The 26,849-nt window shown below is 62.1% G+C and carries 26 protein-coding genes, 1 tRNA gene and 1 pseudogene; 17 read left to right on the plus strand and 11 right to left on the minus strand.

The genetic code is table 11. From position 1 onward, the window contains the following. Positions 1–60: 60 nt before the first annotated feature. The 3 genes from QA640_RS18100 (at position 61) to QA640_RS18110 (ending at position 4,066) form a co-directional block, all read left to right on the plus strand. Complete coding sequence (locus QA640_RS18100; RefSeq protein ID WP_283041935.1) at positions 61–420, plus strand: hypothetical protein; 360 nt, start codon at positions 61–63, stop codon at positions 418–420. An 843-nt stretch (positions 421–1,263) separates the two neighbouring features. Then, complete coding sequence (gene ltrA, locus QA640_RS18105) at positions 1,264–2,505, plus strand: group II intron reverse transcriptase/maturase (protein ID WP_349253729.1); 1,242 nt, start codon at positions 1,264–1,266, stop codon at positions 2,503–2,505. 340 nt (positions 2,506–2,845) lie between these two features. After that, a complete protein-coding gene (locus QA640_RS18110; protein WP_283042818.1) occupies positions 2,846–4,066 on the plus strand; it encodes an IS701 family transposase in 1,221 nt (406 codons plus the stop codon). Positions 4,067–5,543: 1,477 nt separating this feature from the next. Here the strand turns inward: QA640_RS18110 and QA640_RS18115 are convergent. Next, the gene (locus QA640_RS18115; RefSeq protein ID WP_283041936.1) at positions 5,544–5,798 is read right to left on the minus strand and encodes a ribbon-helix-helix domain-containing protein; all 255 of its coding nucleotides are present in this window, start codon (positions 5,796–5,798) and stop codon (positions 5,544–5,546) included. A gap of 165 nt (positions 5,799–5,963) precedes the next feature. Between QA640_RS18115 and QA640_RS18120 the strand changes: the two are divergent. Next, a pseudogene (locus tag QA640_RS18120) lies at positions 5,964–6,398 on the plus strand (hypothetical protein); the annotation flags it as partial. Between the two features lie 139 nt (positions 6,399–6,537). Then, positions 6,538–7,305: a hypothetical protein gene (locus tag QA640_RS18125; protein ID WP_283041937.1), complete on the plus strand. Its 768-nt coding sequence runs from the start codon at positions 6,538–6,540 to the stop codon at positions 7,303–7,305. 65 nt (positions 7,306–7,370) lie between these two features. Here QA640_RS18125 and QA640_RS18130 read toward each other — a convergent pair whose 3' ends face one another. Next, positions 7,371–7,919: a thermonuclease family protein gene (locus QA640_RS18130; RefSeq protein ID WP_349253730.1), complete on the minus strand. Its 549-nt coding sequence runs from the start codon at positions 7,917–7,919 to the stop codon at positions 7,371–7,373. Between the two features lie 134 nt (positions 7,920–8,053). Continuing rightward, positions 8,054–8,296, minus strand: a complete 243-nt coding sequence (locus tag QA640_RS18135; protein WP_283041938.1) for a helix-turn-helix transcriptional regulator — start codon at positions 8,294–8,296, stop codon at positions 8,054–8,056. Positions 8,297–8,469: 173 nt separating this feature from the next. On the opposite strand from QA640_RS18135, the gene QA640_RS18140 reads away from it, so the two are divergent. Next, complete coding sequence (locus QA640_RS18140; protein WP_283041939.1) at positions 8,470–8,793, plus strand: hypothetical protein; 324 nt, start codon at positions 8,470–8,472, stop codon at positions 8,791–8,793. Positions 8,794–9,604: 811 nt separating this feature from the next. Here the strand turns inward: QA640_RS18140 and QA640_RS18145 are convergent. Together QA640_RS18145 and QA640_RS18150 are read right to left on the minus strand one after the other, a co-directional pair. After that, positions 9,605–10,825: an IS701 family transposase gene (locus QA640_RS18145; protein WP_283042818.1), complete on the minus strand. Its 1,221-nt coding sequence runs from the start codon at positions 10,823–10,825 to the stop codon at positions 9,605–9,607. 510 nt (positions 10,826–11,335) lie between these two features. Next, entirely contained in the window at positions 11,336–11,839 is a 504-nt protein-coding gene (locus QA640_RS18150; RefSeq protein WP_283041940.1) for a hypothetical protein, read from the minus strand. Between the two features lie 607 nt (positions 11,840–12,446). Between QA640_RS18150 and QA640_RS18155 the strand changes: the two genes are divergently transcribed. Then, positions 12,447–12,716: a hypothetical protein gene (locus QA640_RS18155; protein ID WP_283041942.1), complete on the plus strand. Its 270-nt coding sequence runs from the start codon at positions 12,447–12,449 to the stop codon at positions 12,714–12,716. 172 nt (positions 12,717–12,888) lie between these two features. Here QA640_RS18155 and QA640_RS18160 read toward each other — a convergent pair whose 3' ends face one another. The 5 genes from QA640_RS18160 to QA640_RS18180 form a co-directional block, all read right to left on the minus strand. Next, entirely contained in the window at positions 12,889–14,235 is a 1,347-nt protein-coding gene (locus QA640_RS18160; RefSeq protein ID WP_283041943.1) for an AAA family ATPase, read from the minus strand. Between the two features lie 9 nt (positions 14,236–14,244). Beyond that, positions 14,245–14,616 (minus strand): single-stranded DNA-binding protein, encoded by a 372-nt coding sequence (locus QA640_RS18165; protein ID WP_283041944.1) that lies wholly within the window; start codon positions 14,614–14,616, stop codon positions 14,245–14,247. A gap of 254 nt (positions 14,617–14,870) precedes the next feature. Beyond that, entirely contained in the window at positions 14,871–15,074 is a 204-nt protein-coding gene (locus QA640_RS18170; RefSeq protein WP_283041945.1) for a DNA-binding protein, read from the minus strand. A gap of 137 nt (positions 15,075–15,211) precedes the next feature. After that, on the minus strand, positions 15,212–15,589 hold the full coding sequence (locus QA640_RS18175; protein ID WP_283041946.1) for a hypothetical protein: 378 nt from the start codon (positions 15,587–15,589) through the stop codon (positions 15,212–15,214). Next, positions 15,589–16,905, minus strand: a complete 1,317-nt coding sequence (locus tag QA640_RS18180; RefSeq protein ID WP_283041947.1) for a site-specific integrase — start codon at positions 16,903–16,905, stop codon at positions 15,589–15,591. Before QA640_RS18180 ends, QA640_RS18175 begins: the two co-directional genes overlap by 1 nt. A 143-nt stretch (positions 16,906–17,048) precedes the next feature. Here QA640_RS18180 and QA640_RS18185 point away from each other — a divergent pair. Then, positions 17,049–17,126, plus strand: a tRNA-OTHER gene (locus QA640_RS18185). 311 nt (positions 17,127–17,437) lie between these two features. On the opposite strand, the gene QA640_RS18190 is transcribed toward QA640_RS18185, so the two are convergent. Further along, positions 17,438–18,337: a LysR substrate-binding domain-containing protein gene (locus QA640_RS18190; RefSeq protein ID WP_283041948.1), complete on the minus strand. Its 900-nt coding sequence runs from the start codon at positions 18,335–18,337 to the stop codon at positions 17,438–17,440. A gap of 272 nt (positions 18,338–18,609) precedes the next feature. Between QA640_RS18190 and QA640_RS18195 the strand changes: the two genes are divergently transcribed. The 9 genes from QA640_RS18195 to QA640_RS18235 all read left to right on the plus strand — a co-directional run bounded on the left by QA640_RS18195 (position 18,610) and on the right by QA640_RS18235 (position 26,849). After that, positions 18,610–19,644: an ABC transporter substrate-binding protein gene (locus tag QA640_RS18195; protein ID WP_283041949.1), complete on the plus strand. Its 1,035-nt coding sequence runs from the start codon at positions 18,610–18,612 to the stop codon at positions 19,642–19,644. A 4-nt stretch (positions 19,645–19,648) separates the two neighbouring features. After that, on the plus strand, positions 19,649–20,692 hold the full coding sequence (locus QA640_RS18200) for an ABC transporter ATP-binding protein (RefSeq protein ID WP_283041950.1): 1,044 nt from the start codon (positions 19,649–19,651) through the stop codon (positions 20,690–20,692). After that, positions 20,689–21,576 (plus strand): ABC transporter permease, encoded by an 888-nt coding sequence (locus tag QA640_RS18205; protein WP_283041951.1) that lies wholly within the window; start codon positions 20,689–20,691, stop codon positions 21,574–21,576. The genes QA640_RS18200 and QA640_RS18205 overlap by 4 nt, the downstream gene beginning before the upstream one ends. Further along, the gene (locus QA640_RS18210) at positions 21,573–22,379 is read left to right on the plus strand and encodes an ABC transporter permease (RefSeq protein WP_283041952.1); all 807 of its coding nucleotides are present in this window, start codon (positions 21,573–21,575) and stop codon (positions 22,377–22,379) included. Before QA640_RS18205 ends, QA640_RS18210 begins: the two co-directional genes overlap by 4 nt. An 8-nt stretch (positions 22,380–22,387) precedes the next feature. Further along, entirely contained in the window at positions 22,388–23,524 is a 1,137-nt protein-coding gene (locus tag QA640_RS18215) for an FAD-dependent oxidoreductase (RefSeq protein WP_283041953.1), read from the plus strand. A 31-nt stretch (positions 23,525–23,555) separates the two neighbouring features. After that, a complete protein-coding gene (locus tag QA640_RS18220; RefSeq protein ID WP_283041954.1) occupies positions 23,556–23,852 on the plus strand; it encodes a (2Fe-2S)-binding protein in 297 nt (98 codons plus the stop codon). Next, entirely contained in the window at positions 23,849–25,267 is a 1,419-nt protein-coding gene (locus QA640_RS18225; protein ID WP_283041955.1) for an FAD-dependent oxidoreductase, read from the plus strand. Before QA640_RS18220 ends, QA640_RS18225 begins: the two co-directional genes overlap by 4 nt. Next, on the plus strand, positions 25,264–26,394 hold the full coding sequence (locus QA640_RS18230) for an FAD-dependent oxidoreductase (RefSeq protein WP_283041956.1): 1,131 nt from the start codon (positions 25,264–25,266) through the stop codon (positions 26,392–26,394). The genes QA640_RS18225 and QA640_RS18230 overlap by 4 nt, the downstream gene beginning before the upstream one ends. Before the next feature lie 107 nt (positions 26,395–26,501). Continuing rightward, complete coding sequence (locus QA640_RS18235; RefSeq protein ID WP_283041957.1) at positions 26,502–26,849, plus strand: RidA family protein; 348 nt, start codon at positions 26,502–26,504, stop codon at positions 26,847–26,849.

A 26,849-nucleotide genomic window follows, 5' to 3' on the forward strand; every position in this document is an offset into this window, starting at 1 on the left:
CTCACGTCCAGCTCAATAATAGGCTGAGGAAAAACTCCTATTATCAAGGCGGTGCTTACCATGGACACGATCGAGCTGATTGGGGTCATAGCCATCTCTTTCGCCCCATTTCTGGTCTCGGTTGGAGCGGTGCTCTCGGCTGGAGGGCCCCGCAAATGGCCATTCCTCTCGTACGTGTTTTCGTTTTTGGCCGCCCTACTGGCCGGAAAGGGTTTCGGCTTTCTGCTGTGGTCCATTTGCTGGAGTATCGCGTGGGTATTTGCCGGGATTGCCCTGAAGGCGCGCGGGGACCGTTCGATCCGAACCTCTTCACCTGAAGATGTGCAGGCCCACGATGCTGAAGTCGCTTTCGACCCCCCTGATGATGAAGCTTCGCCGCGCGGGGAGGCACCTCTGGCGGAGGCCAAGCAGCGTAAATGACGCTCGGCGGGCTATTGGCTGGATCGGTGTGAATACGGCAAGCATTGCGCGAGGAGGGCGAAGACGAAGAGATTACGCCCGGCGTTTTTGCTTCTGTCTGAGGAGCGGGCCCCGGCGCTCGGGGCTGGCAGAAACGCCGGAGCCGTCCCACGTCCGCCGCCGCACCGCGCATCGAAATCAAAGTATCCAAGTGAGGGGCGATCTTCAAAATTGGGCCCCAGCTCGCAGGGCTGAGGCCCAAGTTTGCCGGGCAAACCGTACCGTAAGCTCAGGCCAGACAACAATGCCTCGCGGTCGCCCTGCATGCGATTGGGCAGTCGGCGTAACTTGGATTTGCCGCAACGGCGCGAACGTTTCGCCCTTAGTCCCCACAGACGGTCCTGCGACCAATGCTGTTTCTAATTCGGCTTTCCGAGCGCCACTAAAGAACACACCGCGACACTCGCGATCAATGCGACAACAGTAACTAGCATTACAGTTGGTGCGCCGGGAGACCGGCAAGGAGTAGGTGGTGGAAGTCCACTACGATGAAGGAATAGCGATCCACATCGGCCCCGAGCCGTGCGCGGGCATCCGCGAGGATGTCGGCGAAGCGTCGGCAGGGGAGCGCATAGGCCAGCCATTGAGCCGCGAAAGAATGTTTTTCCGAGAGCCGACGCTGTCAACTGAGCGGAAGGCAACACGAAGGGGTGCGATATCGCGAGCGCCCAGTCGTTTCGGCGTGGTCGCAGACCCTGGCATGTGCGGAAGCTTCTTGTACGGGAACCGGGAGATCTCTTGGTTGGCCAGATGCTCGCTGAGCAGCCTGGCCCGCGGTGGGAAGGCGAGGAGCCGTAGCCGCCGATGAACGATCAGGAGAAGTCTGACTCGGCCGTAGTAGCTACGAAGTCGCCGAATAAAGCCGGAGCTCCGGTGGCAGAGGCGATGGAGCCAAGGGCTAGGACCAAGGGGAACGCGGGACAGCAAAGCACGCACCGGACGCAGACCCGGGCTCGCGTGACCCAGGCGCTGGACCGCGTACGGCAAGCTGCAAAGCTTGGGAAGAAAGAGCGGTTCACTGCGCTTCTCCACCAGATCAACACTGACACGCTCCGGTTGGCGTTCTACGCGCTCAAGCGCAAAGCAGCCCCCGGCGTGGACGGTGTGACATGGCAGGACTTCGAGACAGACCTGGAGCCTCGGCTTGAGGATCTGCATCGTCGGGTCCATCGAGGAGCGTATCGGCCCCAACCGTCACGCCGGACGTATATCCCGAAGGCGGACGGCCGGGAGAGACCGTTGGCGATCGCGGCTCTGGAAGACAAAATCGTTCAGGGCGCAACCGTCATGGTGCTCAACGCCATCTACGAAGGCGACTTCGTCGGCTTCTCCTACGGGTTTCGACCCGGCCGGGGGCCACATGACGCGTTGGATGCCTTGGCGGTAGCGATCACCTCCCGGAAGGTGAACTGGATACTTGACGCCGACGTGCAAAACTTCTTCGGAAGTGTGAGCCAAGACTGGTTGGTCCGGTTTTTGGAGCACCGCATCGGCGACAAGCGCATCATCCGCCTAATCCGTAAATGGCTGAAGGCGGGCATCCTCGAAGACGGGGTCGTAACCGTGGATGACAGGGGCACGGGGCAAGGATCGGTGATTTCGCCGCTGCTCGCCAACGTTTACCTGCACTACACATTCGATCTTTGGGCCGAACGCTGGCGACGGCATGAGGCTCACGGCGATATGATTATCGTGCGCTATGCCGATGATCTGGTGGCCGGCTTCGAGCATGAGGACGACGCTCGCCGTTTCCTTGATGCGATGCGTGAACGGTTTGAGGCATTCGCGCTGTCGCTCCACCCGGACAAGACCCGCCTGATTGAGTTCGGTCGCCATGCGGCGGTCGCTCGCAAGAAACGCGGGCTCGGCAAACCGGAGACCTTCATGTTTCTGGGCTTCACCCACATCTGCGGCAGGTCACGCCGGGGAACTTCCTGCTCGAAAGGAAGACCCGTCGCGATCGTCTGCGGACGAAGCTTCAGGATATCAAGGCAGAGCTGCGGTATCGAATGCACCAACCGATCCCCGTCCAGGGTAAATGGCTGAGACAGGTCATCACCGGCCACTTCGCCTACTATGCGGTTCCTGCAAACGGACGGGCGCTTTCAGCCTTCCGCTATTATGTGACCGACCTCTGGCGACGAACGCTTCGGCGGCGTAGCCAACGAGACGGCTTCACTTGGGATCGTATGACGAAGTTGGCAGATGACTGGTTTCCTCAACCCCGTATCCTGCATCCCTGGCCGCAACAGCGCTTCGCCGTCACACACCCAAGGTAGGAGCCGGATGCCTTAATTGGGCCCGTCCGGATCTGTGCGGGGGGCGCTCAGCAATGAGCGTCCCTACCGCGAACTATTTTCGGTGAGTTCTGAATCCATGGGTGACCATGATTCGGGATCTGATGATTGGTGGTGCGTCGGTTGAAGATACGCTGACGCTATGGGCTTCCTCGGTGCGAGATGCCAAGCAACGCATCCGTCCGCTGTTTACGCAGGAGCGGGTCGCGGCCTCGGCGTGGCAGTTTCTCGACGGACTGTTGGGCAACGAACCGCGCAAGACGGGTTGGATGCGGGCGGAGGCGGCTGGCGATCCAGGCCCGTGGCGCCAGCAGGCGATTCTGGGCCGAGGGCATTGGGACGCCGACGCGCTGCGCGACATTGTGCGCGAGTACGCGCTGGAATCGCTTGGCGATGAGGACGCGGTCCTGGTCATCGATGAGACCGGCTTTTTGAAACAGGGCAAGGCCTCGTGCGGGGTCGCGCGCCAGTACACTGGCTCGGCGGGCAAGATCACCAATTGCCAGATCGGAGTGTTCGCCTCCTATGTGTCGCGGCATGGCCATGCCTTCGTCGACCGGGCGCTCTACCTGCCAAAGGAATGGACGGACGACCCCGCTCGCCTGAAGGCAGCGCATGTCCCGAGCGGTGTGGGCTTTGCGACGAAGCCCAAGATCGCGCGTCGAATGATCGCTCGCGCGACCGCCGCAAAGGTGCCGTTCTCGTTCGTGGCGGCGGATTGCGTGTATGGCACGGGCGAGATCGAAACCCTGCTGCGCAAGGCGGGCAAAGGCTATGTTCTGGGTGTTGCGTCCAATCATGTGTTCCGTTCCTGGGGCAAGCAGCAGCCTGTCGCCGGCACCGCCGCCGCGATCGCGCAGAGTCTTCCCAAGAAGGCCTGGCACCACCTGTCGTCCGGCGAAGGGACCAAAGGTCCGCGCTGGCACGACTGGGCCTATCTCGAGTTGGCCGATCTCGAAGCCAGTGAATACAACGACGACCTTGCCGGGGAATGGACGCGGGGTCTTCTGATCCGCCGCAACATTGCCGACGGCAGCTTGGCCTTCTTCTCCACATGGTGCCCCAAGGGCACCTCCATCCAGAAGCTGGTGTCGGTGGAAGGCCATCGCTGGGCCATCGAGGACAGCTTCGAAACTGCCAAGAACGAGTTCGGTCTTGATCACAACGAAACTCGCTCCTGGCATGGCTGGCATCGCCATGTCTCACTCGTCATGCTTGCCTTTGCCATGATGGCCGTCATCCGTCATCGGGCCAACGCTGAGCCAGCACTCAAAAAAACACGACGCCGGCGCACCAAACATCGTTCCTGATCCGCTGGTCGATCCAGGAAATCCGTCGCATCGCTATCAAGCTCGCTCAACGGCGCATCTCGATCGACCGTGTTCTCGCATGGTCGCTTTGGCGGCGAGCTCACCAGGCCGACGCTCGCCGCGCTCACCTCAGACGAAAAATGCAACTGTCATGCTAGGAAGGGTCCCATATGATCCCGCTGATGAGTTCTGAATAGTTGACATCCCAGGGTTGCCGAGTTTTCCCGGCACCATCGGGTTCCAGCTAGCACAAATATGAATAGCCTGTCGTCAAATTAGGGGTACCGCTTCTATCCGCCACAGCGTGAACAGGCGGTGTTGTTGTCCAGTCCATCACCGGGGGCCTCGTCGGTCCAAGTCAGGTCTATCGTAGCCTGGGCCATTCTTTCTTGGCCACAGTGCCGGTCGCGCAACAGTGCAGGAGCGCGACTCGTCGTATGCTGTGCGCGTGTCCTGATATGAATTTGGGGACGCCTCCCTAGCCTTGAGCCCTCAATGGTTTGTCGGTGTTTGCAAGGAGCCTTGGCGGCCGCGGGTGTGGTGATTGCATTTTGAACTTTGAACGCAAAGTGTGTGCGCCAGCGTTAGCTCGCTCGGCGCTGGGAGGGTGCGCGCGATGATGCTACTCATCTTCTTCACGGTAATGACCGACGCATACTTCTCGGTATGGGGGCTATTCGTTTCGCCTAGGGGCGCGTAGCCTCACTTTAGCTGTCCCCAGCATCATCGAGCGGCTGCTTGATGTGCTCTTGGCCGGATCTCGCGCCGGTCATGAGCCGCGCGCGGGGCTCCTTGGAACACCCTGTCCCGACCGTTGTTTCGTCCGTGCTTCGGATGAGGTTTCGTGTGCCTCGTTCGGAGCGAACAAGGTAAACTTCACCCGGCTTCGGGCTTCTTCCCCTGCCTGAGGCCGGGTCTTTTTCGGGGTCTTCAGCCTTTATGGTGACGTGTTTCGTGCTCGGTCCTCCAGATCTCGCTGAATTTCCTCGCGGCTCGCATTGCGTCGCCAAATCCAATCGCAAATAGCCGAGCATCCGAAGAAGACCGCAAATCCAACCGCGTAGCCCCAGAGGCCCGGAATAAGTATGAAGGCGGCGAAAAACCCGGCGACGCCGACCACGGGTCCGAGCACTCTTAGCCAAAGTCTCATTTTTATTCCTTCGCCTTCAGCCCCAGCTCGGGCCTTTGATCTAGATCAACCAGGCAATGAGAGCCTACCTAACCGTTTTCCGGGTATTTGCTCCTGGCGGAGCTCCCGGGTCTGCAACTTTGGCCCGACTTGGCTTGTCCGTGCCGGGCCGTTTTTCCTCGCCGCTGCATCAGGCCATGAACTCCTCCGACGAACCAACCCCGGATAAGAAATCGACGAAGCCCAAGCCGTCACGCTCAGAGGAGGCGCGTCGGATCATCGAGGCGTATGTGGCCGACCTCCGGGAGATCATCAGGAAGCTCCGCCGGAAGCTGAATTGAGGCGGTCTCAGTTGCCGCTGGCCTTGTGCGCGATCGCATCAGCCGCGGCGCGTTTCTTGAAGTAGTCGAGGACGAACAGGCGTATCGCGGACGACAGATTGCCGTGCGGGCGGTTGCTATCGATCTCGCCAACCAACTCCGACAGCGTGATGTTGCGCTGGCTGGAAATCTCCTTCATGCCGTTCCAGAAGGCCTCTTCCAGGCTGACGCTGGTCTTGTGGCCGGCGACGACGATCGATCGCTTGACGACGGGCGATTTCATGCCGATTCCCCACGCTGGACGGCCGGCACATCGTACCGTCAAAGAGCGGGAAGGCGAGGCGTGCTTCTCGGGGTAGTCCAGAAGCTTTCCCATCGCCTGTAAGCCGGGTCTTTAGGAACAAGCGGCAACGGATCTCGTTGCTCCGCTGCTTCAGTCTAGGCCTCCATACCGGGGATCCTTTACGCCAGGAGGTGTGGAGAGAAGCAAGTATCGTATCAGGCGGGTCTCCTAATGCTTGCGGCCATCGCCATCGACTCGCTGGGCGTGCGCCGAGGGTTAAAGGTAGAGTATTTCGTTTTTACCGATCCTCTCATCATACTTGCGGGTATGTTGCTTCTCGATCGAATGAGCCACCTCCGCTTCCAGCCGTGGGCCTTTCCAATCGGCGCAGGGTTGATCGTCGCGCACATACTGATTAGCCAAGCAGAACCCGTGAAGATAGCTTTGAAGCGGAGTGGACCTGACAACATATGTGATTGGCGGCATACCTATATGCCACGGCTTCAGCTGCCCTGGTGTAGTAATACATCGGGTACGACCGGTCCTAATTCTGGCTTTGCTGCCATCCAAGTCTTAGGTCCCGCGGTTGCGCCTCGGTAGCTAGATGTGAGGTGCATCGGACCGGTTGAAATCAATCTGGTGAGCGAGTTGAGGTGCGCTTAGTCTCGTGCGGAGGGTTGGCAAGCAGGATGTCCAGGTCATAAGCTTCATTCTGAGCCCGGAAAAAGGGAGAAGTTTGGTGGCAACCGGCGAGGATGACGAGGGGGATAAGCCTCCGAAGTTGAGGCTCGTCAGCGGCAACCCGAATGCTCGCGCGGATCGGCAGCTTGAGCAGGTTAAGATCGAAGTCCAGAGTGCACTGTCTCAATTCGCCGCCGCGTTGCTTCGTACGATGGCGGGCAACGACACGGAAGCGGTCTATCTCATCCGTCGTCTGGCTCTCGTCGTGGAGGCAATCAACAAGTTCGAAAAACAGGCGGATCGGGGTATGTCGGCTGTAGAGTTGCAGGAGGCGTTGTGCTTGCCGCAAGCCGAAATGGATTATTCAGTGGACGATGATTGGCGTTATCGTCGTTGGCGCCGCGAGGATGGCTTCGACGATATCGTGAAGGGCGCGCTCCGCCTGGCAGCACATAAGCTTCTTGGCGAGGAGCCAGCATTTGGCGGGATGCACTCCGTGAGAGTAATCGAGCGGGGAATGAAGTCTCTCGAAGAGCTGAAACGACCGCCACCGCCACCTACCCCACGCTCGAGGCAAACAAAGGACCTAGCCGGCAGTTGGGATGATCTTGTCCTCAGTCGAACTGTAGAGAAACCCAAACATAGGTTCGGCGAGCGCCTGGGGCCGGGTCCCAAGGCCTCTGCCCAACGGCCACCCCGCCGACGCGCTGCGTTCGATGAAGACGATCTGAAAGAGCTTCGAAAGGCAATCAAGGCGAAGGACAATAAGCGGATTGCCGAGCTGACGGCAAAGATTGGCCGGCCCGGTTTCGAGGACCCCAAATAGCCGGCAGTCCGATCAACGGCGATCGTTGGCCTCGTCAGAGCACGCGGCCGGTCTGCCGCCGGCCTTCATGCAAGCGCGGTATTGCCACGGCTCGGCGAAGCTTCCAGCCCAGATCCCACGGTTGGTCTTCTCTGCGCTGCGCTGCGCGTCCTCATATTTGCCTTTGGAGTATCTCGGCCAATCGAGCGCATGGCCGTTCGCGACAAGCAGTGTCCGATATCGGGGCCGGGCGTTCCCAGTGAGCACGCTGCTATCGTGCGCCCGTACTGGTCTCGATCAACCGGGGAACAGGTGACGGGCCGCTTGATGGCCCAGAGCAGACCTGCGAGCGCCGTCGCGGCAGCGCGTCCGCACTGGTACAGCTTGCTGTCATCGTTTCGACAGAGCTGATCACTCTCCGGGGCGTCGATACCCCAGAGCCTGATGCGCTGGCCATGGACCTCGATCGTATCGCCGTCGATCACGCTGGCCTGCCCGACTATGTCGTCCGCACGGGCTGCGAGAGCCGGCAGAACCGAAATTGCCAGCACGAGTGTCAAAATCCGACTTTTGGGGGATTTCGGAGGAATTTTTTGTCCTTTGAAATCAGGGCTCTGCAGCGATTCTGACGTCAAAAAAATCTTCCTTTTATGGCGTGGGTAAGATCTGGAGGGATTTCCATTCGGCCGAACCGCGGAAGGGCTCTTTTGGAGATCGAAAGTAGGAAGGCTGGGGCCCCAAAATGGGTGGGGTACTTCGGGATAAAAAATCAGCGCTTTCGCTTCCTCATCCTCACGCCGGCTCCGCCTCCGTTCTCCGGGATGAACTCGACGCCGGCCTTCTCGAGGGCGCCGACCAAGGCCGCGGCCGTATCTGGCCTCCCCCGAACAGGTCCATCAGTCGATTCAAGACGAGCAATTGTCGGCTCAGATATTCCCGAGGCTTGAGCCAAATCCCCCTGCGACCATGCCAATAGCACGCGTGCGGCTTTCAGCTGACGAACCGAAACCATTTTGCCCCATTGATAGAATTTCTATTGATTTCCGTTTTCAGGCGCGTTAATAGATTTTCTATCAAACAATCAATCCGTGAGCAACCCAATGCACCTTGCCGGTGAACAGCGGAGCTATGCCCTGTCCGACCCCTCCGACCTCTGCGGTCAACAACCTCAAGGAGACAACGTGAATGGCTGAAAGAAAAGAACGGCCCAAGCCCCATCCGGACGATTTTATGATCGTAACCGTGTCACTTGAGTTTCGAGCGAAACCCAACCCCAAATCGAGCGACCCGCCACCTTTCGATACGACTGCTGCCATTGAATACGCCCTGTCAGCTGCAGAAGCGGCTGAGTATCTGGAAAAAGTCGTTAGCGCGATCCGCGATCGCCGCCTTTACGGCTTTATGACACAGCGTGCCGCCGAATCCCACGTTGGAGCCGGCGAGTGGATTAAAGAAACAGCCGAGGACATCAATGCCGAGGCAATGGCCCGGCAGGAAAGAGAAAAATAAGGAACAGGTATCAACAGATGTACTCGACTTACGATGCGGCGATTGAACCCTCGCGCCCGGCGTTATCTCGCTCGTCCTGCGGCTCACCTATCGATGAAGCACGGAACCTAGTGCATCGGTGCGCCGAGCCAAGGCCTGTCGGCGACAGCGTCAAGGCGGCGATCCTACGCGTCTCACGACGTCTGGAATTGTCCTTCAATCGAACGAAAGATATTTGGTATGGCAACGCAAGGCGGATCGACGCTGGAGAAATGGACCGGTTACGGCAGGTCGCAGAGCAAACGGAGGTAGCCAACGCTGTCGCGTGCATCGAGCTTGTCAGGAGAAAAATGCTGGCATCACGCTCTGCGCCTTCTCGTGAAGTTGCCGCTGCCCTGGCCGCAGCTCTGCACGCCCTTGGCGCCGGCGCAAACGGAAGCGGCCCGGAGAGTAGTCGCCCCATGCCGTTGATCCCGATCACGTTCCCAAGTGCGCCCGACACAATTTCCAACGACGTTCGCGCCGTCAGCGCGGCCGAAGCAGTCTGCGCTCGATCAATCTAGCGCTCGGTCCTACCTTGGCAATCGGCCTTTGCGGAGGCAAGCTTGGTCAATTCGACGGGATCGGACACCGAGGGGGCGGTCCTCTCCCATCAACGGGAGATCCAAGGAGAACTAGCATGACAGTTGCATTTTTCGTCTGAGGTGAGCGCGGCGAGCGTCGGCCTGGTGAGCTCGCCGCCAAAGCGACCATGCGAGAACACGGTCGATCGAGATGCGCCGTTGAGCGAGCTTGATAGCGATGCGACGGATTTCCTGGATCGACCAGCGGATCAGGAACGATGTTTGGTGCGCCGGCGTCGTGTTTTTTTGAGTGCTGGCTCAGCGTTGGCCCGATGACGGATGACGGCCATCATGGCAAAGGCAAGCATGACGAGTGAGACATGGCGATGCCAGCCATGCCAGGAGCGAGTTTCGTTGTGATCAAGACCGAACTCGTTCTTGGCAGTTTCGAAGCTGTCCTCGATGGCCCAGCGATGGCCTTCCACCGACACCAGCTTCTGGATGGAGGTGCCCTTGGGGCACCATGTGGAGAAGAAGGCCAAGCTGCCGTCGGCAATGTTGCGGCGGATCAGAAGACCCCGCGTCCATTCCCCGGCAAGGTCGTCGTTGTATTCACTGGCTTCGAGATCGGCCAACTCGAGATAGGCCCAGTCGTGCCAGCGCGGACCTTTGGTCCCTTCGCCGGACGACAGGTGGTGCCAGGCCTTCTTGGGAAGACTCTGCGCGATCGCGGCGGCGGTGCCGGCGACAGGCTGCTGCTTGCCCCAGGAACGGAACACATGATTGGACGCAACACCCAGAACATAGCCTTTGCCCGCCTTGCGCAGCAGGGTTTCGATCTCGCCCGTGCCATACACGCAATCCGCCGCCACGAACGAGAACGGCACCTTTGCGGCGGTCGCGCGAGCGATCATTCGACGCGCGATCTTGGGCTTCGTCGCAAAGCCCACACCGCTCGGGACATGCGCTGCCTTCAGGCGAGCGGGGTCGTCCGTCCATTCCTTTGGCAGGTAGAGCGCCCGGTCGACGAAGGCATGGCCATGCCGCGACACATAGGAGGCGAACACTCCGATCTGGCAATTGGTGATCTTGCCCGCCGAGCCAGTGTACTGGCGCGCGACCCCGCACGAGGCCTTGCCCTGTTTCAAAAAGCCGGTCTCATCGATGACCAGGACCGCGTCCTCATCGCCAAGCGATTCCAGCGCGTACTCGCGCACAATGTCGCGCAGCGCGTCGGCGTCCCAATGCCCTCGGCCCAGAATCGCCTGCTGGCGCCACGGGCCTGGATCGCCAGCCGCCTCCGCCCGCATCCAACCCGTCTTGCGCGGTTCGTTGCCCAACAGTCCGTCGAGAAACTGCCACGCCGAGGCCGCGACCCGCTCCTGCGTAAACAGCGGACGGATGCGTTGCTTGGCATCTCGCACCGAGGAAGCCCATAGCGTCAGCGTATCTTCAACCGACGCACCACCAATCATCAGATCCCGAATCATGGTCACCCATGGATTCAGAACTCACCGAAAATAGCAACTGTAATGCTAGGCCAAACGAGTGCTTGGTCAGCGTTTAGGAAGTGCCGAACCGACGGCCCAATCGCGCAAGCGCCAAGCAGCACGGGGTTTCAGCCAAGACGATTTAAAGGAGCTACGAAAGGCGATAAAGGCAAAGGACAATAAGAAGATCGCCGAACTCACCGCGAAGATCGGGCAGCGTCCGATCGAGGAGTAGATCGCCCTGGGTTCGCGTTACTTCCCCTTCGCCTTCTGCCCGATCGGCGCGGCGCGCGCGTCGGAAATCGAAGTTGGCATCTCGCCAGACACGCCAGCGGGCGGTGCTCCGCGACGGCGACGAACTCCATCATCGCTGCAGCATCAGTCTTCGATCGATACTCGCGTCTCCCCGCACTAGCGGACCGTTTCCAAGGACCCACGACCCGTCGCCGCTGCGGGAGGACTAACCCGCGCAACTCACCCAAATTGACGGGTTGAGCATTGTCCACCATCTCAACTGACGAATCCGGCAGGTTGGCCATAAGCGCATTCAGGATCTTGAGCGATGCGCAGCGGATCAGTGACAGGCAGCCACCGGAACATGAAAGGTCTAGGGTCTCGATCGATCGGTTTGCCTTCACATGACCTGTCGCCGACCTGCTCAATCAACCAGCGAAAGAAAAGCGCCGCTGTATCAAGGTTTTCCTGCAGGCAACTTTCACTGGCCCGTTCGGCAAAGAGATCGATGGCGATTTGCCCGACAACTGCGGGTTCACAAGTGATCGCTATCTGGGTCAATTCTTCTAGTACGGCAGGCGAGACGGCAGATACGGTCGTGAGCAAGTTATTGATGTAAGTGATGTGATCGCGACGCCACGCGCGCCACATGCTGTCGCTGTACCAGGGATGAAATTTTTCCAGAGGCAACGCGTCGACCCGCAGCTGATCGAGTTCGATTGCCGCGGCGAAACCGCCGAGAAGATCTCGGATGTCGTCCGGCGCTATTGTTTTGACCATCGCTTTTGTCTCCTCGGTAGGGGCACCGCCAAGTGCGGAGCTGCGGTAAGGCCGGCAAGCACCTGACGAGCAGCCGACGAACGTGATGCCGGCATCCTGTTCCTGAGAACCTCAATACACGAGACGGCAGGGGCGATATCCGTACAGTTGAGTAATTCCTATGGAATTGATTCCAAGCTGCACGGTAGCTGCGATAGAGATCGGCAAGCCGGCGGCCGTCGGCGCTACGGTCGTCGAAACGCGTCAGGGGCTTGCGCGTTATTGCAGCACGAGGTGGCGGAGACTGTTGCGTGACCATGGCGTGTTCTGACATCAATCGGCTCGAATTTTCGACTGAAGGATACCCGGGTGTTACCCCGCTGCTCGCTAGACCATCGAAAGTGATTGTTAGCGTATAGGGGAATCAAGCCTTGGATTCCTGATAAGGTATCAGGTGTCTGTGCCTGTCTGCGTCGCTCGCACGGTTGTGATAGAGGCACGGCTGATGGTGGCGCCGTTCGGCCGGTCCGAGGAGGACGTGGCGAAGGTGAGAGGGAGGCGCGAAAAAATCGGACGTTGTTGTGTGATTTTTTGATGTTGTGTGATTTTTTGACACCAGGGTGCGCACATGGGCGTTGAGGAATTGAAGCTTAGAGCCACGTTTTGGAACAACCTGTCGGTAGGACTTTTCCTGACGGGTGTTTTCATCCCAGTGATCTGGGTTTGGATCTACTCCGAGAGGACGGCGAACGCGTCGCCGCTGTCATCCGAGGCACTGCACTACTACGCCGCCATAACAATCGCATTGGCGGGCGCCTTTTCATGCCGCCGGTACGCCATCGAGTACATCAGGAAAGCCGACGGCGCAGTTCGCCGACCTGTCACCCCAAAAGACTAGGTTGGCACGCGCGCCACTCGCGTGTGCTCGGCGGCGCTTCCAAAACAGCGGGGCCGCTGCTCCGCCCCACCTGCTCACCCTATAAGAGGGTGGAGCAAGTGGAGCAGTGGAGCAAAAAGCGGCCTTTTGGAGGGGTGGAGCGCTCCACCTTTGCTCCACCTTTTGCTCCACCTTATGAGTCGTCATAGGCTGCGTCTTCGAGCGTCGCAGTCTCGACCTTGATCGCCTCGCCGACGATGTAGAAGCGGCGCTCGCGGCGCTTCTCGTCTTTGCGCGGCTCGATCGCGATGACCTTGTTCTTCTCCCATATTTTCAGGATTGAATTGAGCCTTGCGACCTCGGCCTTGTCGCGCGGCTTGTCGCTGTGGCGGGTTTTGATGTTGAGGTGAGGCAGGTTCTCAGCCATCCACCAACCAAGCCATTCGGGCGACTGGCTGTCGGCGCGGAAAGCTCCACCTTGCACCACCTTTTGTACCACCTCGATATCGCTGACGGAGACCCCATCGAAGGGGTTCGGCGGAATCCACAAGGTGGAGCACGCAACATCGTCGCCGTTCGGTAGTTTCTCGACCTCGATCTTGATCCAGTGCGCAGCGCCGATCGGCCCCTGGTTGCTCTTGCCGTTCTCAATCTTGATGTGCCTCCTGCGCTCGTCGTCGCTGATGCCGAGCTTGGCGGCCTCCGGCGGCGTCATGAAATTGAACGTCCGGGCGGACCTCACGGCGCCGAGGATGGCCGAGGCGCCACGGGCATCATCTACGGTAGAGATGCTCTCGCCGGGGCCGAGCTTCCTGGTGTGATGGACCAGCTCGACGGAGCGGGACGCGCCGGCAATGTGGCCGAACGCCTCCTTAACTACCAGATCCATCGCCTCGTTCGAGGACTCCCTGATGCGATGGAATGAGATCAAGGGGTCGACCGCGAGCACGTCGATCATGTTGTCGTCGCACAGGCTCCTGAGAGTGTCGACAACCTTCTGGGCGACCACGGCATTGCCGCGGTCGTCACTGACGGCGATGCGGATCGATCTGTTTCGGGTCGAGATCACCCACAACCGGTCGTGGCAGTCGCTCGGCGTGATGCCGAACCGCTGGCAGATGGCCGCGACCCGGCGGTCGAGCTCGTCCTGGGTCTCCTCGCCGTTGAGGTACGCGGCACGTAGTGGTCCTGACGGCAGGGTCTCGCCGCTCATCAGGTCGCGGCCAACCGCCATGCTGATGATCTCGGTGAGCACCGCCGTGCTCTTGGCGCGCCCGGGTGCTCCTATGCTCGCGCCGACGACGCCGCGAATGTAGTGGCGGCCGTAGAGCCACTGTCTCGGCGGGATCGATGCAGGGTCCGGGAAAGCATACGGCGCCAAGTCTAGCTGCAGCGGCTTGTGAGGCTTTTCATGCTGACCGTCGCCAAGGTCGACGTCCAGGTCGACATCCGCCGGCTCGATCGACGGCGCCTCGGCGTCCGGCAACGGCTCGAAGTTTTCGTCCCATGGGCAGTCGTCGTCATCCTCCGTGTCGCTCATCGTTGCCCCTCAGAACGGAATTGCGTCGTTGAGATCGGCATCGGCCGACACGGGACCTGGCTTCGACGGCTCCGGCTTTTCCTTGCGCTTCTTCTTCATCCGGAGCGGCAAGATCTGGTCGGCGAAGCAGGTGTACCGGACCTTGCCTTGGTAGAGCTCGGTCCGGAGTTGGCCTTGAGCGGCGAGATGATCGCCGTCACGAAGATCGAGTAGCTGCTCGGCGGCGGTGTCGCCGAACACCATGATCGACCACCACTCAACACCATCATCGGCTGCGGCCTTCACCTTGAGGGTCGCGCGCGCATAGCGCTTGCCGCCCGCCGAGATTTTGGATTCCGGCGAGCGAAACAACGCGCCCTTAATGAGAACGGAGGCTGTCACAGGTACCTCCGCGCGTCATGGATTAGCTGTCGAGACGTCGTAATCAGAGCTTGGCGACAGGGGCCCCAGCGCCACTGTGCGATGACGATGTGGCCTGCTTCGTGCACAGCTGAACGGTGCCGATCGCGGGCTTGCGCACGCCGAAATTTGCGACTACTTGTGGGATCGATCGCGCCGGGAAGCCGATCAACTATCTGGGGCCCATCACCATCGCAGTGGTGATCGGGCCCCGCGCATATGGGGAGGGCCATGGCTCAAGCGATCCCCGACACTTTGTTGTTGCGAGCGAGCGCGCGCTGACGGTCGAAGTCGTCGAGCTCGACCTCGTCGAAATAGTTTCGGGTATTGATCTGGATCGGCTTCGGAAATCCGAGTTCGGGATCACGGATCCAGCGGTCGATCGAACGCAATGTCACGTTGTACCGCGCGGCGACCTGCCGGGTAGGGATTAATGCCATGTTGGCGCTCTCCATTTTGGTGTTGACTGAGCGCCATTGACGTTGTTTGACGGCGCTAGTCGGTTGAGACACGCCAGAGATACCGTCAGGTAGGCGCGTGTGTCACTGACACGCAAAATGCCTTCCTGCTGTCAGTACTAGTTCCCCCGCAGCCGGCGCCCAAATTCCTTCACCACTTGGAGCCAGCGGTACACGGTGCGTCCATCTAGACGCGCGTATTCATGCCCAACCTCATCGGCGGCCTGCTGCGACTTCTCGCCATCTGCTCGCGCTGCACCATAAAGGTACGCTACCTCGAGCTTTTCCAACATCTTTCCGATGTCGTAGTCCTTGTTCGGCTTTAGCTCAAAAACGAACGGCTCAAGCGCCGGCTTCCCTGGTGAGATCATCTCGGCCAGTTGATCGCGCGCGCCAAACGGCATCGGCATAGACCTGTTTCGGAGCATGTCGACTAGTGGTTTCGTGTTGGGCAGGGCCTGAAATGCCTCTATCCATTGATCCTCCAACTCGTACATCACGCGCGCTCCCGCATCGGCACGACGTTGGATGCCGGCGCCTTGCCGGACATGATGCCATCAACATGCGAAGCCCAGGCGGTGAGGGCGGTACGCTTTTCCGCCGCGAAATCGTGATGTTGATACACACTAACGACGCCGCGGAACGTTCCAGACTTGTGATTGATGACCTTCTCGATCACAGGCAGGGCGATGCCAAGCCGCGCCATACCGGACACCATGGTGCGCCTAAGATCGTGGAACACCCACGCCGGAACTTCCTTGCCGTTGTTGGCTGTCGTAACTGCATCGTCGATCCTGACCTTGGCATGCGAGAACGCGGTCGGCGCCTTGCCGTGACGACCGACGAACACGAAGTCATCCTTAGATTTGATCTTCGGCAACGCCTTGATAATCGACACGACAGCGTCGGAGAGCGGCACCGTGTGCGGCTCATCGTTCTTCGTGCGGTTCGCTGGCAGCGTCCAAACTGCGTTGTCGAGATCCAGCTCGTTCCAGCGCATGCGCGCGATCTCGTTCTCGCGCTGACCGGTGAGCAGCATCAGCTGGACGATCGGACCGAACGGCCACCCGTCGGTGTCGGCGGCGTTCCAGATGAGGCGGAGCTCGTCGTCGCTTAGGACGCGTCGACGGCTGTCCTCCTTGGCGGGTGGCTCGATCAATGTGGCTGGCGACGCGTTGATCACGTCGCGTCCGACGCACCAGTTAAATAGCTTGCGCACCGCGGCCAACGTCCGGTTTGCCATCACAGGCGCGCCGCGGTCGACGATCGCGTCTACCATGATGACGACGTCGCGCCGGGTAATGTCCTGCACCTTCCGGCCCTTCCACTCGGCGATCACGCCATTGCCGGTTTCCTCCCACTCGCCTGCATCGGTTCGCTTCATGCCGAGGATTCGCGCGGTCTCGAGGAAGCTGCCTTCGCGGGTATTCTTCACCGCGTGCCGCTTCATGAACTCGGCTGCTACGTTCTCGAAGAGATCGCGCTCGGCGCGCTTCTCCTCGGCCGCCTGCCGCTTGGCCTCGGCCTTGGCGTCCTGCTTCTCACGCGCCGGGTCGCGCCCCTCGGCTGCCGCCCGCAAGGCCTTGCCGCCGAGTTCGCGTGCGGCCTTGAGGCCGATCGCGGGGTAGGGACCGATCGTCACCTTGCGTGTCTTACCGGCGTTCCGGTATCGCACGGCCCAGCTTAAGGCCTTGGACGGTTGGCGTACGAGGTAGAGGCCAGGAAGCAGGCCGTCTGGAATCTCCTGCCGTGAGGCCGGCGCTGCCGCCTTCTCAAGCGCTTCCAGCCGCTTGTCACTGAGGGCTTTTGTCATAATCAGTCTCCCTCGGGGTAACAGCCGGGTAACGGTTACCCGCCGTCTGTTACTGTTACCCTTTGTCAGCGACAATGCCAGACAAATGACTGAAATTCAAGAAATATGAGAGAAAAGTAGTGTGTGGGTGTCCTGATTTGTCCGGGGGCGCTATGGGAAAAATCTGACTGTAAATCAGCCGCCTCATGGCTTCGCAGGTTCGAGTCCTGCCTCCCCCACCACGCTTCGCCCTGACGGGCTACGCGTGGCGCAGCCGAGCATAGCCTGTCAGGGCGAAGCGTGTCCGGCGGAGCTGGAGCGCAGCGAAAGCGAAGACGGACTGAAGCTCACATCCCGTCTCTCCCAGATTACCCCTCCATCTCCCCCAATGCGCGCCGTAGCGCCTCGACCAGATCGAGCGCCACCACGCTTCGCCCTGACGGGCTACGCGTGGCGCAGCCGAGCATAGCCTGTCAGGGCGAAGCGTGTCCGGCGGAGCTGGAGCGCAGCGAAAGCGAAGACGGACTGAAGCTCACATCCCGTCTCTCCCAGATTACCCCTCCATCTCCCCCAATGCGCGCCGTAGCGCCTCGACCAGATCGAGCGCCACCGGCGAGGGGCTGCGCTGGGCGGGAAAGACGGCGGAAAATTCGAAGTCGATGCGCGGCAGGAAGCGGCGCACGATGACGCCGCGGGTTGCGAATTCCTGCGCGGTGAAGGGATCGCAGATCGCGACCCCAAGACCCGACGACACCATTCCGCACATGATCTCCGACAGCGTGGTCTCGACGCGCAGCACGCGGCGGACGTCGCTGCGGTGGAAGACCTGGTCGACGAGGTGCCGGCTCGCAGATCCCGCCGACAGCGATATGAACGTCTCGCCCTCGAAATCGCGCGGCTCCAGCACTTCCTTGTCTGCGAGACGATGTCCGGCCGGCAGCACCGCAACTCGCGCCAGCGCCGGCAGCCGCAGGCTCGGCAGGCCGGAATGGGCGATGGGCACCTCGGCAAAGCCGATGTCGCACTGATTGTTCAGCACCCAGTCGACCACGATCGGCGAGATCACGCCGAAGAAGGCGAGGTTGAGGTTGGGGCGCTCTTTCAGGAAATGCCCGGCGAGCCGCGGCAGGTAACCGTTCGCGAGCGCCGGGAGCGCTGCGATCCGCAGTGAGCCGGTGCGGCGGCCGCGGATCTCCTCGGCAGCGGAGGTGATACGTTCGAGGCCGACGAAGGAACGCTCGACTTCCGTGTAGAGCGCCATTGCGGCCGCGGTCGGCACCAGCCCGGTGCCGCGCCGCTCGAACAGCTCCATTTTCAAGAGCGCCTGGAAGTCGCGGAGCAAACGGCTGACCGCCGGCTGCGTCACGGCCATCAGCTTTGCGGCCTCGGTCACACTGCCGGTCAGCATCATCGCGCGGAAGGCTTCCACCTGCCGCGAATTGATCCGCGCCATCGCGTTTTCTGTTCATAACATTTCGGCATGCAGAGGGTGCCATTATTCATTGGACGATGGAAGTAGAGCTCTGAGATCTTTTTCATCAGTGCTGGAGTCAGCCCGTTTTTCCGGCAGGTCGGGGCCAAGATCCCCCGATTGCCGCCAAAATCCCGCAGAGCAGAGGCCGGAGCCCTGGTCGGATGGGGATTTGCGCCAAGGGGAACGCGTGTGCGCTTTGGCCGTCTGATCGTCGACACGTCACCTCATCCCGGTATTGGAGATTGGTCCTTATGAAGACTCTCAGCCTTCTGACAGCGGTCAGCATTGCGGCGCTTGCCGCGGCGCCGTCGATCGTCTCGGCACAGCAGAAGACGCTCTATGTCGCCGGCTATGGCGGCTCGTTCGAGAAGACGATCCGCGACGAGGTGATCCCCGGTTTCGAGAAGGAGAACGGCGTCAAGGTCGAATACGTCGCTGGCAACTCCACCGACACGCTGGCAAAACTCCAGGCGCAGAAGGGCAATCAGCAGATCGACGTCGCGATCGTCGACGACGGTCCGATGTACCAGGCGATCCAGCTTGGCTTCTGCGGCAAGCTCGATGGCCTGCCGGCCGATCTCTATGACGCCGCGCGCTTCAAGGACGATCGCGCGGTGGCGATCGGTCTCGTCGCGACCGGGTTGATGTACAACACCAAGGTGTTTGCGGAGAAGGGTTGGGCGCCGCCGACCTCGTGGGACGATCTGAAAGATCCGAAATATGCAAAGCAGCTCGTCATCCCGCCGATCAACAACACCTACGGCCTTGAGGCGCTGGTGATGCTCGCCAAGATGAATGGCGGCGGCGAGGCCAATGTCGATGCGGGCTTCAAGATCTTCAAGAACGACATCAATCCGAACGTGCTTGCCTATGAGCCGTCGCCGGGCAAGATGACCGAGCTGTTCCAGTCCGGCCAGGCCGTCATCGCGGTGTGGGGCACGGGCCGCGTGCAGAGCTTTGCCAACACCGGCTTCCCCGTCGACTTCGTCTATCCCAAGGAAGGGGCGGCCACGCTTCTGACCACCGCCTGTCCGATCGCCAAGCCCAACGCTTCGCCGCTTGCGGGAAGTTTTATCAAGATGCTGCTCGATCCAAAAATCCAGCTCGTGATGTTGAAGGATTACGGCTACGGCCCGGTATTGAAATCGCTCGTCGTTCCGCCGGAGCTCGGCAAGATGGCGCCGATCGGCGAACGCGCGGCAAAGCTGTATAACCCCGATTGGACCGTCATCAACGAGAAGCGCGAGGAGTGGACCAAGCGGTGGAATCGCGAGGTCGAGCGCTAGCGCGATGTCCTTCCTTGAGCTCGATCGCGTCGGCAAGCAGTTCGGCCCGCAAACCGTCGTCGACAATTTCAGCCTGGCGGTGGAGAGGGGCGAGTTCATCTCGTTCCTCGGCCCCTCCGGTTGTGGCAAGACCACGACGCTGCAGATGATCGCGGGCTTTCTCGAGCCGTCGCGCGGCGCGATCCGGCTCGAGGGCCGCGATATGATAAAGGTGCATCCGGCGAAACGCGGCCTCGGCATCGTGTTCCAGAGCTACGCGCTGTTTCCGCACATGACCGCAGCCGAGAACGTCGCCTTTGGTCTGGAGATGCGAAGCGTGCCCAGGGACAAACGCGCGGAGCGGGTCCGCGCGGCGCTGGCAATGGTTGGTCTCAAGGGCTTGGAGGAGCGCTATCCGCGGCGCATGTCGGGCGGACAGCAGCAGCGCGTGGCGCTGGCGCGCGCGCTGGTGATCCAGCCGAGCGTGCTGCTGCTCGACGAGCCCCTGTCGAACCTCGATGCCAAGCTGCGCGAGGAGATGCAGATCGAGCTGCGCCAGATCCAGCGCACCATCGGCACCACCACGATTCTCGTCACCCACGATCAGAACGAGGCGATGTCGCTGTCCGACCGCATCGTTGTGATGAGCCAGGGCAAGATCGAGCAGATCGGCACGCCGCAACAGACCTATGAACGGCCGGCCTCCGCCTTCGTGTCGCAGTTCCTCGGCAAGACCAACGATTTCGCCGCGACGATCGACCGGTCGGCCCAGCCTGCGCGGCTGGTCGCGGGCTCCTGGCACGCGCCGGCGCCGGTCGGCGTGACCGGTCCGGTGACGATCAGTCTCCGCCCCGAGCGGATCAGCTTTGCTGACGCTGGGCTTGCTGCGAAAATCGTCACGCGGATTTTCCAGGGCAATCACTGGCTGTTCCAATGCGAGACCGAGTGCGGACCGGCAATCGTGATCCGGCAGAATGACGGCACGCCGCAGCCTGCAGAAGGCGAGGCGGTCCGTCTTGCATGGCGCGTGGAGGACATGAGCCTGCGCGCGAGCGGAGGCGCTGCATGACCGCGGCCGCCGATACATCGCCCCAATCTACCGAGACGCGCGCGTCCTGGGCGCTGACGCTGCCTGCCTTGATGCTGTTCGTCGGCGTCCTGGTGATCCCGCTTCTCATGACCATAATGCTCTCGTTTCACGACTGGGGACAGTACAAGGGCATCGAGCCGGTCTTCATCCTCAAAAACTGGCGGGAGATCGCCAGTGATCCTTATTACGCCGAGATGTTCTGGCGGACGTTCCGCATCGCGCTGCTGGCAACGCTGATCACCGCGGTGCTCGGGGCGCCCGAGGCCTATATCCTGAACCGCATGAGCGGACGCTGGAGGGGCTTCTTTCTGCTCCTGATCCTTGGGCCCCTCCTGATCTCGGTGGTGGCGCGGACGCTCGGCTGGGCGCTGCTGTTCGGCGGCAACAACGGCCTCGTCAACAAGCTGTTGATGTCGCTCGGCCTGATCCGTTCGCCCTTACCCTTCATGTTCACCGAGACCGGTATGGTTGTTGCGCTCGCGCATGTCATGATGCCGTTCATGGTGCTGTCGGTCTGGGCCGCGCTGCAGCGTGTCGACCCGCAGATCGAGAACGCCGCGATGTCGCTCGGCGCCGGCGCCTTCACCATCATCCGCCGCATCATCCTGCCGCAGATCATGCCCGGCGTGCTGTCGGGTGCGATCATCGTGTTCTCGCTGTCGGCGAGCGCGTTCGCAACGCCCGCGATCATCGGCGGCCGCAGGCTGAAGGTCGCGGCGACGCTCGCCTATGACGAGTTCCTCAACACGCTGAACTGGCCGCTTGGTGCGGCGGTCGCCGTGCTGCTGCTGCTCGCGCTGGTGCTGATCGTCGTCGGCAGCAATGCGCTGATCGAGCGTCGCTATGCCGAGGTGTTCCGATGAGGACGAACGGCCCGCTCGCGCTCACCTTCCACGCGCTCTTCGTCGTCTTCATGCTGGCGCCGATCGTGGTGGTCTGCCTGGTCGCCTTCACGCCAGAGGGTTTTCTGTCGCTGCCGATCAACGGCTTCTCGCTGCGCTGGTTCAGGACGATCGCGAGCTATCCCGAATTCGTGCACGCTTTCTGGGTCAGCCTCGGGCTCGGCATGGTGTCGTCCTTTGTCGCGCTGCTGTTCGCGGTGCCGGCGGCGCTCGCGATTGCGCGCTACAGGTTCGCCGGCCGCGATGTGCTCGCGGCGCTGTTCCTGTCGCCTTTGATGATTCCGCATGTGGTGCTCGGCATCGCCTTCCTGCGCTTCTTCACCTCGCTCGGGTTCGGCGGCACGTTCGCGGCGCTGCTGATCGCGCATGTCATCGTCGTGTTTCCCTTCGCGCTCCGCCTGACGCTCGCGGCTGCGACCGGCATGGACCGCTCGATCGAGATGGCTGCGGTCTCGCTCGGCGCCGGCGGCTTCACCCTATTCCGCCGCGTGACCCTGCCGCTGATCCTGCCCGGCGTGATCAGCGGTTGGGCACTCGCCTTCATTCAGTCCTTCGACGACTTGACCATGACCGTCTTTCTGGCCGCACCCGGCACGGAAACGCTGCCAGTCAGGATGTTCCTCTACATCCAGGACAACATCGATCCGCTCGTGACATCAGTCTCGGCGAGCGTCATCGCAATCACAATGACTGCCCTGATCCTGCTCGACCGCTTCTACGGGCTCGATCGCGTGCTCGCCGGCAAAGGCGATCCCGGGCGATAGGAGAAGGCATGCACAGGGACTATGACGTCGCCGTCGTTGGCGGCGGACTGCTCGGCTCCGCCATTGCCTGGGGGCTCGGACGGCTCGGCAAGCGCGTTGCCGTGCTCGACGAGGGCGACATCGCCAAGCGCGCCTCGCGCGCGAACTTTGCGCTGGTGTGGGTGCAGAGCAAGGGGCTCGGCATGCCCGCCTATACCGTATGGACCGTGCGCGCATCGCAGGCCTGGCCCGGCCTCGCCGCCGAGCTGAAGGACCAGACCGGCCTCGACGTCTGCCTCCAGCAGAACGGCGGCTTTCATCTGACGCTCGGTGAGGATGAGTACGAGCAGCGCACCCAGCTCGTCACGCGCATGCATAACCAGGTCGGCGCGGCCGACTACAGGATGGAGATGCTAAGGGCATCCGAGGTGAGGAAGATGCTGCCGCTGATTGGGCCGGAGGTGTCCGGCGGCAGCTTCTGTCCATTCGACGGCCACGTCAATTCGCTGCGCACCTTCCGCGCGTTCCATACCGGCTTCAAGGCATTCGGCGTCGGCTATTTTCCGGAGCGGCCCGTTTCGGCGATCACAAGGAGCGGCGGCGGATTCCGCCTGATGACGCCGCAGGGCGAGATCCGTGCCCACAAGGTTGTGCTCGCGGCGGGCAATGCCAACCAGACGCTCGCGCCGATGGTCGGCCTCTTTGCGCCGATGGGGCCGACGCGCGGCCAGATCGTGGTGACCGAACGCACCATGCCGTTCCTGCCGCATCCCCTGACGACGATCCGCCAGACCGACGAGGGCACGGTGATGATTGGCGACAGCAAGGAGGACGAGCTCGACGATCGTGCGCTGAAGCATCCGATCAGCGCGGTGATGGCGGACCGCGCGCTGCGGATGTTTCCGCATCTGGGGCGGCTCAACGTGGTCAGGAGCTGGGCCGGCATCCGCGTCATGCCGCAGGACGGCTTCCCGATCTATGACCAGTCTGAGACGCATCCCGGCGCCTTCGTCGCCTGCTGCCATTCCGGCGTGACGCTCGCTTCCAACCACGCTTTCGAAATCGCGCGCATGGTCGCAAGCGGTGCGCTCGAGCCGGAACTGGTCGGCGCGTTCTCGGCGCGCCGCTTCGGAAGCGAGGGCGCAGCGAACAACAGCGGCTATTAGCGACATTCAAGAAGGAGCCAAGAGGCATCCAATGTTCAGACGATCCGATCAGGACAAGCGTCCATCGTTGCAGATCTTCGTCGACGGCGTTGCCGTCGAGGCGCGCGAGGGCGACACCGTATCCACCGCACTGCTTGCCTCGGGGCGCGACGTGCGGCGGGCGACCGCGGTCAGCGGCGCGCCGCGGCTGCCCTATTGCATGATGGGCGTGTGCTTCGAGTGCCTCGTCACCATCGACGGCGTCGGCAACCGCCAGGGCTGCCTGGTGCCGGTCGCCGCGGGTATGCAGATCGAAATCCAGAAAGGCAAGAGGGAGATCGGCCGATGAACGCGGCTCCTCAGCGCGACGCCTACGACGTCGTTGTGATCGGGGCAGGGCCCGCAGGTCTTGCCGCAACGGCGACCGCGTCGGCAGCCGGCCTGTCGACGCTGCTTCTCGACGAGAACCCGGGCCCCGGCGGTCAGGTCTGGCGCGCGATTGCGTCGACGCCCGTGACGGCGCGCGACCAGCTCGGCGCCGACTATTGGGCGGGCGCCGATCTCGTGGGCGAGGTGCGAGCGAGCAAGGCCGAGATCATCCACCGCGCGACGGTCTGGAGCCTCGATCGTCATCTCGAGATCGGGATTTCTGTCGGTGGCGCGTCAGCCTTCGTCAAGGCGCGGCGCGTGATCCTAGCGACCGGCGCGCTGGAGCGGCCGTTCCCGATTCCGGGCTGGACGCTGCCGGGCGTGATGACCGCGGGCGCTGCGCAGACCATGCTGAAATCGTCGGCGTTGGTTCCCGACGGACGCACTGTCATCGCGGGGCAGGGGCCGCTGCTGTGGCTGCTCGCGGCGCAGATCCTGCGCCTCGGGGGCCGCATCGATCGCATTCTCGATACGACCGAGCGCAAGAACTATCTTGCCGCGTTGCCGCACGCCTTCGCCTTCGTGACGTCGCGTTACTTTACGAAGGGCCTTGCGATGATGCGCGAGGTGAAGGCGAAGGTGCCGGTCACGACTGGTGTCACCGAGCTTGCCGCGACCGGCGAGGGGCAGCTCGCCAGCGTGAGCTATGTCGCAGGCAGCCGTCGCGAGGCGATCCCTGCGGACCTTCTTCTGTTGCATCAGGGCGTCGTGCCCAACGTCAATCTCGCGATGGCGGCGGGCATCGAGCATCGCTGGGATGATCTGCAACTCTGCTGGTCGCCGGTGCTCGACGGCGATGGCGGCTCGTCGATCGAGGGCATCGCGATTGCCGGTGACGGCGCCGGTATCGGCGGCGCAAACGCCGCGGTGGTTCGCGGCCGGATCGCCGCGCGCGCCGCCCTCGAGGCGCTTTCGCCCGCGGCTGCTGCGAAGCTCACGTCGATGACTACGCTCAAGGCCGCGTTGGCGCAGGCCGAGCGCGGCCGCGCCTTCCTCGACACGCTGTTCCGCCCGGCGCGGCAATTCCGCATTCCCGCGGATGACACCATCGTCTGCCGCTGCGAGGAGGTGACGGCCAGGGATATCGTCGATGCCGTCGCGATCGGCGCGACGGGTCCGAACCAACTCAAGGCCTATCGCCGCACGGGCATGGGCCCCTGCCAGGGTCGCCTGTGCGGTCTCACCGTCACCGAGCTGATGGCCGAGGCGCGGGGCAAGACCCCGCAGGAGATCGGCTACTACCGGCTGCGCGCACCGGTGAAGCCGATCACGCTGGCCGAGCTCGCGGCGATGCCGAAGACGGAAGACGACGTCAAGGCGGTGGTGCGCGGATGACCAGGCTTGCGGATGCCATCATCGTGGGTGGCGGCATCCACGGATGCTCGACGGCGCTGCACCTGTCGCTCGCCGGCATGAAGCCGGTGCTGATCGAGAAGGACTATGCCGGCCGCCACGCCTCCGGCGTCAATGCCGGCGGCGTGCGCCAGCTCGCGCGTGACGTCGCCGAGATCCCGCTCTCGATCCGCTCGATGGGGATCTGGGAGCGGATCGAAGAGCTGCTCGACGATGATTGCAGCTTTGAGAGTCACGGCCAGGTTCTGGTCGCGGAGGACGAGACCGAGCTTGCGGCATACCGCGCGCGCGTCGCCGAGCTGAACGCGCTGGGCTTCACCCATGAGGAGCTGATCGACGGCGCAGAGCTGCGGCGGCTGGTGCCTGCGGTGGCTGACACCTGTCCCGGCGGCGTGGTCTCGCGCCGCGATGGAGCCGCCAATCCCGCCCAGACGACGACGGCGTTCCGGCGCAAGGCGGAGCAGCTCGGCGCCACGGTCCGCGAGGGCGTGGCGGCAAGCAATGTGCGCCGCGAGGGCGCTCTTTGGCGCGTCGATGTCGGCGCCGACACCTATGCCGCACCCGTGCTGGTCAACGCCGCCGGCGCGTGGGCGGGGCGCATCGCCGCCGCGCTCGGCGAGCCGGTGCCGGTCGATACGGTGGCGCCGATGCTGATGATCACCTCGCGCGTGCCGCATTTCATCGATCCCGTGGTGATCCTGCGCGGCCGCAAGCTGTCCTTCAAGCAGTTCAAGAACGGCACCGTGCTGATCGGCGGCGGCCATCTGGCAACGGCGGACCAGGACCGCAACGAGACGGTGCTGGACTGGCAGAGCCTTGCGATCAGCGCCGGCACCGTGTTCGAGCTGTTTCCGGTCATGCGCGACGCCACCATCATGCGCGCCTGGGCCGGTATCGAGGCGAAGACAAAGGATGATCTGCCCGTGCTGGGTCCGAGCGGCCGCCATGCCGGGCTCTATCACCAGTTCGGCTTCTCACTGCATGGCTTCCAGCTCGGCCCCGGCGCCGGCGCCGTCATGGCGGAGTTGATCGTGGGTGGCGGCACACAGACCCGGATCGGCGATCTCAGCATCGACCGTTTCCGTTCCTCCACCCCCAAAGCTGGATGAATGGTTGAATCGATGCCGAGATTCACCTCTCCCTGCTGGGGAGAGGTGTCCCCATGCGACTGATCGTACTTAATCTCATCACACTTTAGAACGAACAAGAGGACGTCATGACCATCACCCGCAACATCCGCACGCCGATCATGCACCGCGCCGTGGAGGCCAACGGCTTCGTCTTCGTCGGCGGCACGATCGCCGACGACACCAGCGTGTCGATGGCCGAGCAGACCCGCAACATCCTCGGCAAGATCGCAGGCTATCTGAGGGAGGCGGGGACCGATGCGTCGCGCGTCGTCAGCGCCTCGATCTTCGTGACCGATCTTTCCAAGAAGAAGGAGATGGATGCGGTCTGGACCGAGTTCTTTGGCGACAATCTGCCGACGCGCGCCACGGTTGGTGTCGCCGATCTCGGTGGCAGCGCCCTGATCGAGGTCGTCGTCACCGCGCTCAAGGGCTGA

The organism is Bradyrhizobium sp. CB82 (genome assembly GCF_029714405.1).
Taxonomy (GTDB): domain Bacteria; phylum Pseudomonadota; class Alphaproteobacteria; order Rhizobiales; family Xanthobacteraceae; genus Bradyrhizobium.

Coding starts and splice junctions, on each gene's coding strand:
- QA640_RS18150 (WP_283041940.1), bottom strand. CDS start 11,839: ATGGTCAAAACAATAGCGCCGGACGACATCCGAGATCTTCTCGGCGGT.
- QA640_RS18210 (WP_283041952.1), top strand. CDS start 21,573: ATGAGGACGAACGGCCCGCTCGCGCTCACCTTCCACGCGCTCTTCGTC.
- QA640_RS18110 (WP_283042818.1), top strand. CDS start 2,846: ATGATTCGGGATCTGATGATTGGTGGTGCGTCGGTTGAAGATACGCTG.
- QA640_RS18225 (WP_283041955.1), top strand. CDS start 23,849: ATGAACGCGGCTCCTCAGCGCGACGCCTACGACGTCGTTGTGATCGGG.
- QA640_RS18195 (WP_283041949.1), top strand. CDS start 18,610: ATGAAGACTCTCAGCCTTCTGACAGCGGTCAGCATTGCGGCGCTTGCC.
- QA640_RS18160 (WP_283041943.1), bottom strand. CDS start 14,235: ATGAGCGACACGGAGGATGACGACGACTGCCCATGGGACGAAAACTTC.
- QA640_RS18190 (WP_283041948.1), bottom strand. CDS start 18,337: ATGGCGCGGATCAATTCGCGGCAGGTGGAAGCCTTCCGCGCGATGATG.
- QA640_RS18215 (WP_283041953.1), top strand. CDS start 22,388: ATGCACAGGGACTATGACGTCGCCGTCGTTGGCGGCGGACTGCTCGGC.
- QA640_RS18175 (WP_283041946.1), bottom strand. CDS start 15,589: ATGTACGAGTTGGAGGATCAATGGATAGAGGCATTTCAGGCCCTGCCC.
- QA640_RS18220 (WP_283041954.1), top strand. CDS start 23,556: ATGTTCAGACGATCCGATCAGGACAAGCGTCCATCGTTGCAGATCTTC.
- QA640_RS18230 (WP_283041956.1), top strand. CDS start 25,264: ATGACCAGGCTTGCGGATGCCATCATCGTGGGTGGCGGCATCCACGGA.
- QA640_RS18155 (WP_283041942.1), top strand. CDS start 12,447: ATGGGCGTTGAGGAATTGAAGCTTAGAGCCACGTTTTGGAACAACCTG.
- QA640_RS18100 (WP_283041935.1), top strand. CDS start 61: ATGGACACGATCGAGCTGATTGGGGTCATAGCCATCTCTTTCGCCCCA.
- QA640_RS18235 (WP_283041957.1), top strand. CDS start 26,502: ATGACCATCACCCGCAACATCCGCACGCCGATCATGCACCGCGCCGTG.
- QA640_RS18170 (WP_283041945.1), bottom strand. CDS start 15,074: ATGGCATTAATCCCTACCCGGCAGGTCGCCGCGCGGTACAACGTGACA.
- QA640_RS18145 (WP_283042818.1), bottom strand. CDS start 10,825: ATGATTCGGGATCTGATGATTGGTGGTGCGTCGGTTGAAGATACGCTG.
- QA640_RS18135 (WP_283041938.1), bottom strand. CDS start 8,296: ATGGTTTCGGTTCGTCAGCTGAAAGCCGCACGCGTGCTATTGGCATGG.
- QA640_RS18140 (WP_283041939.1), top strand. CDS start 8,470: ATGGCTGAAAGAAAAGAACGGCCCAAGCCCCATCCGGACGATTTTATG.
- QA640_RS18200 (WP_283041950.1), top strand. CDS start 19,649: ATGTCCTTCCTTGAGCTCGATCGCGTCGGCAAGCAGTTCGGCCCGCAA.
- ltrA (WP_349253729.1), top strand. CDS start 1,264: ATGAACGATCAGGAGAAGTCTGACTCGGCCGTAGTAGCTACGAAGTCG.
- QA640_RS18115 (WP_283041936.1), bottom strand. CDS start 5,798: ATGAAATCGCCCGTCGTCAAGCGATCGATCGTCGTCGCCGGCCACAAG.
- QA640_RS18205 (WP_283041951.1), top strand. CDS start 20,689: ATGACCGCGGCCGCCGATACATCGCCCCAATCTACCGAGACGCGCGCG.
- QA640_RS18180 (WP_283041947.1), bottom strand. CDS start 16,905: ATGACAAAAGCCCTCAGTGACAAGCGGCTGGAAGCGCTTGAGAAGGCG.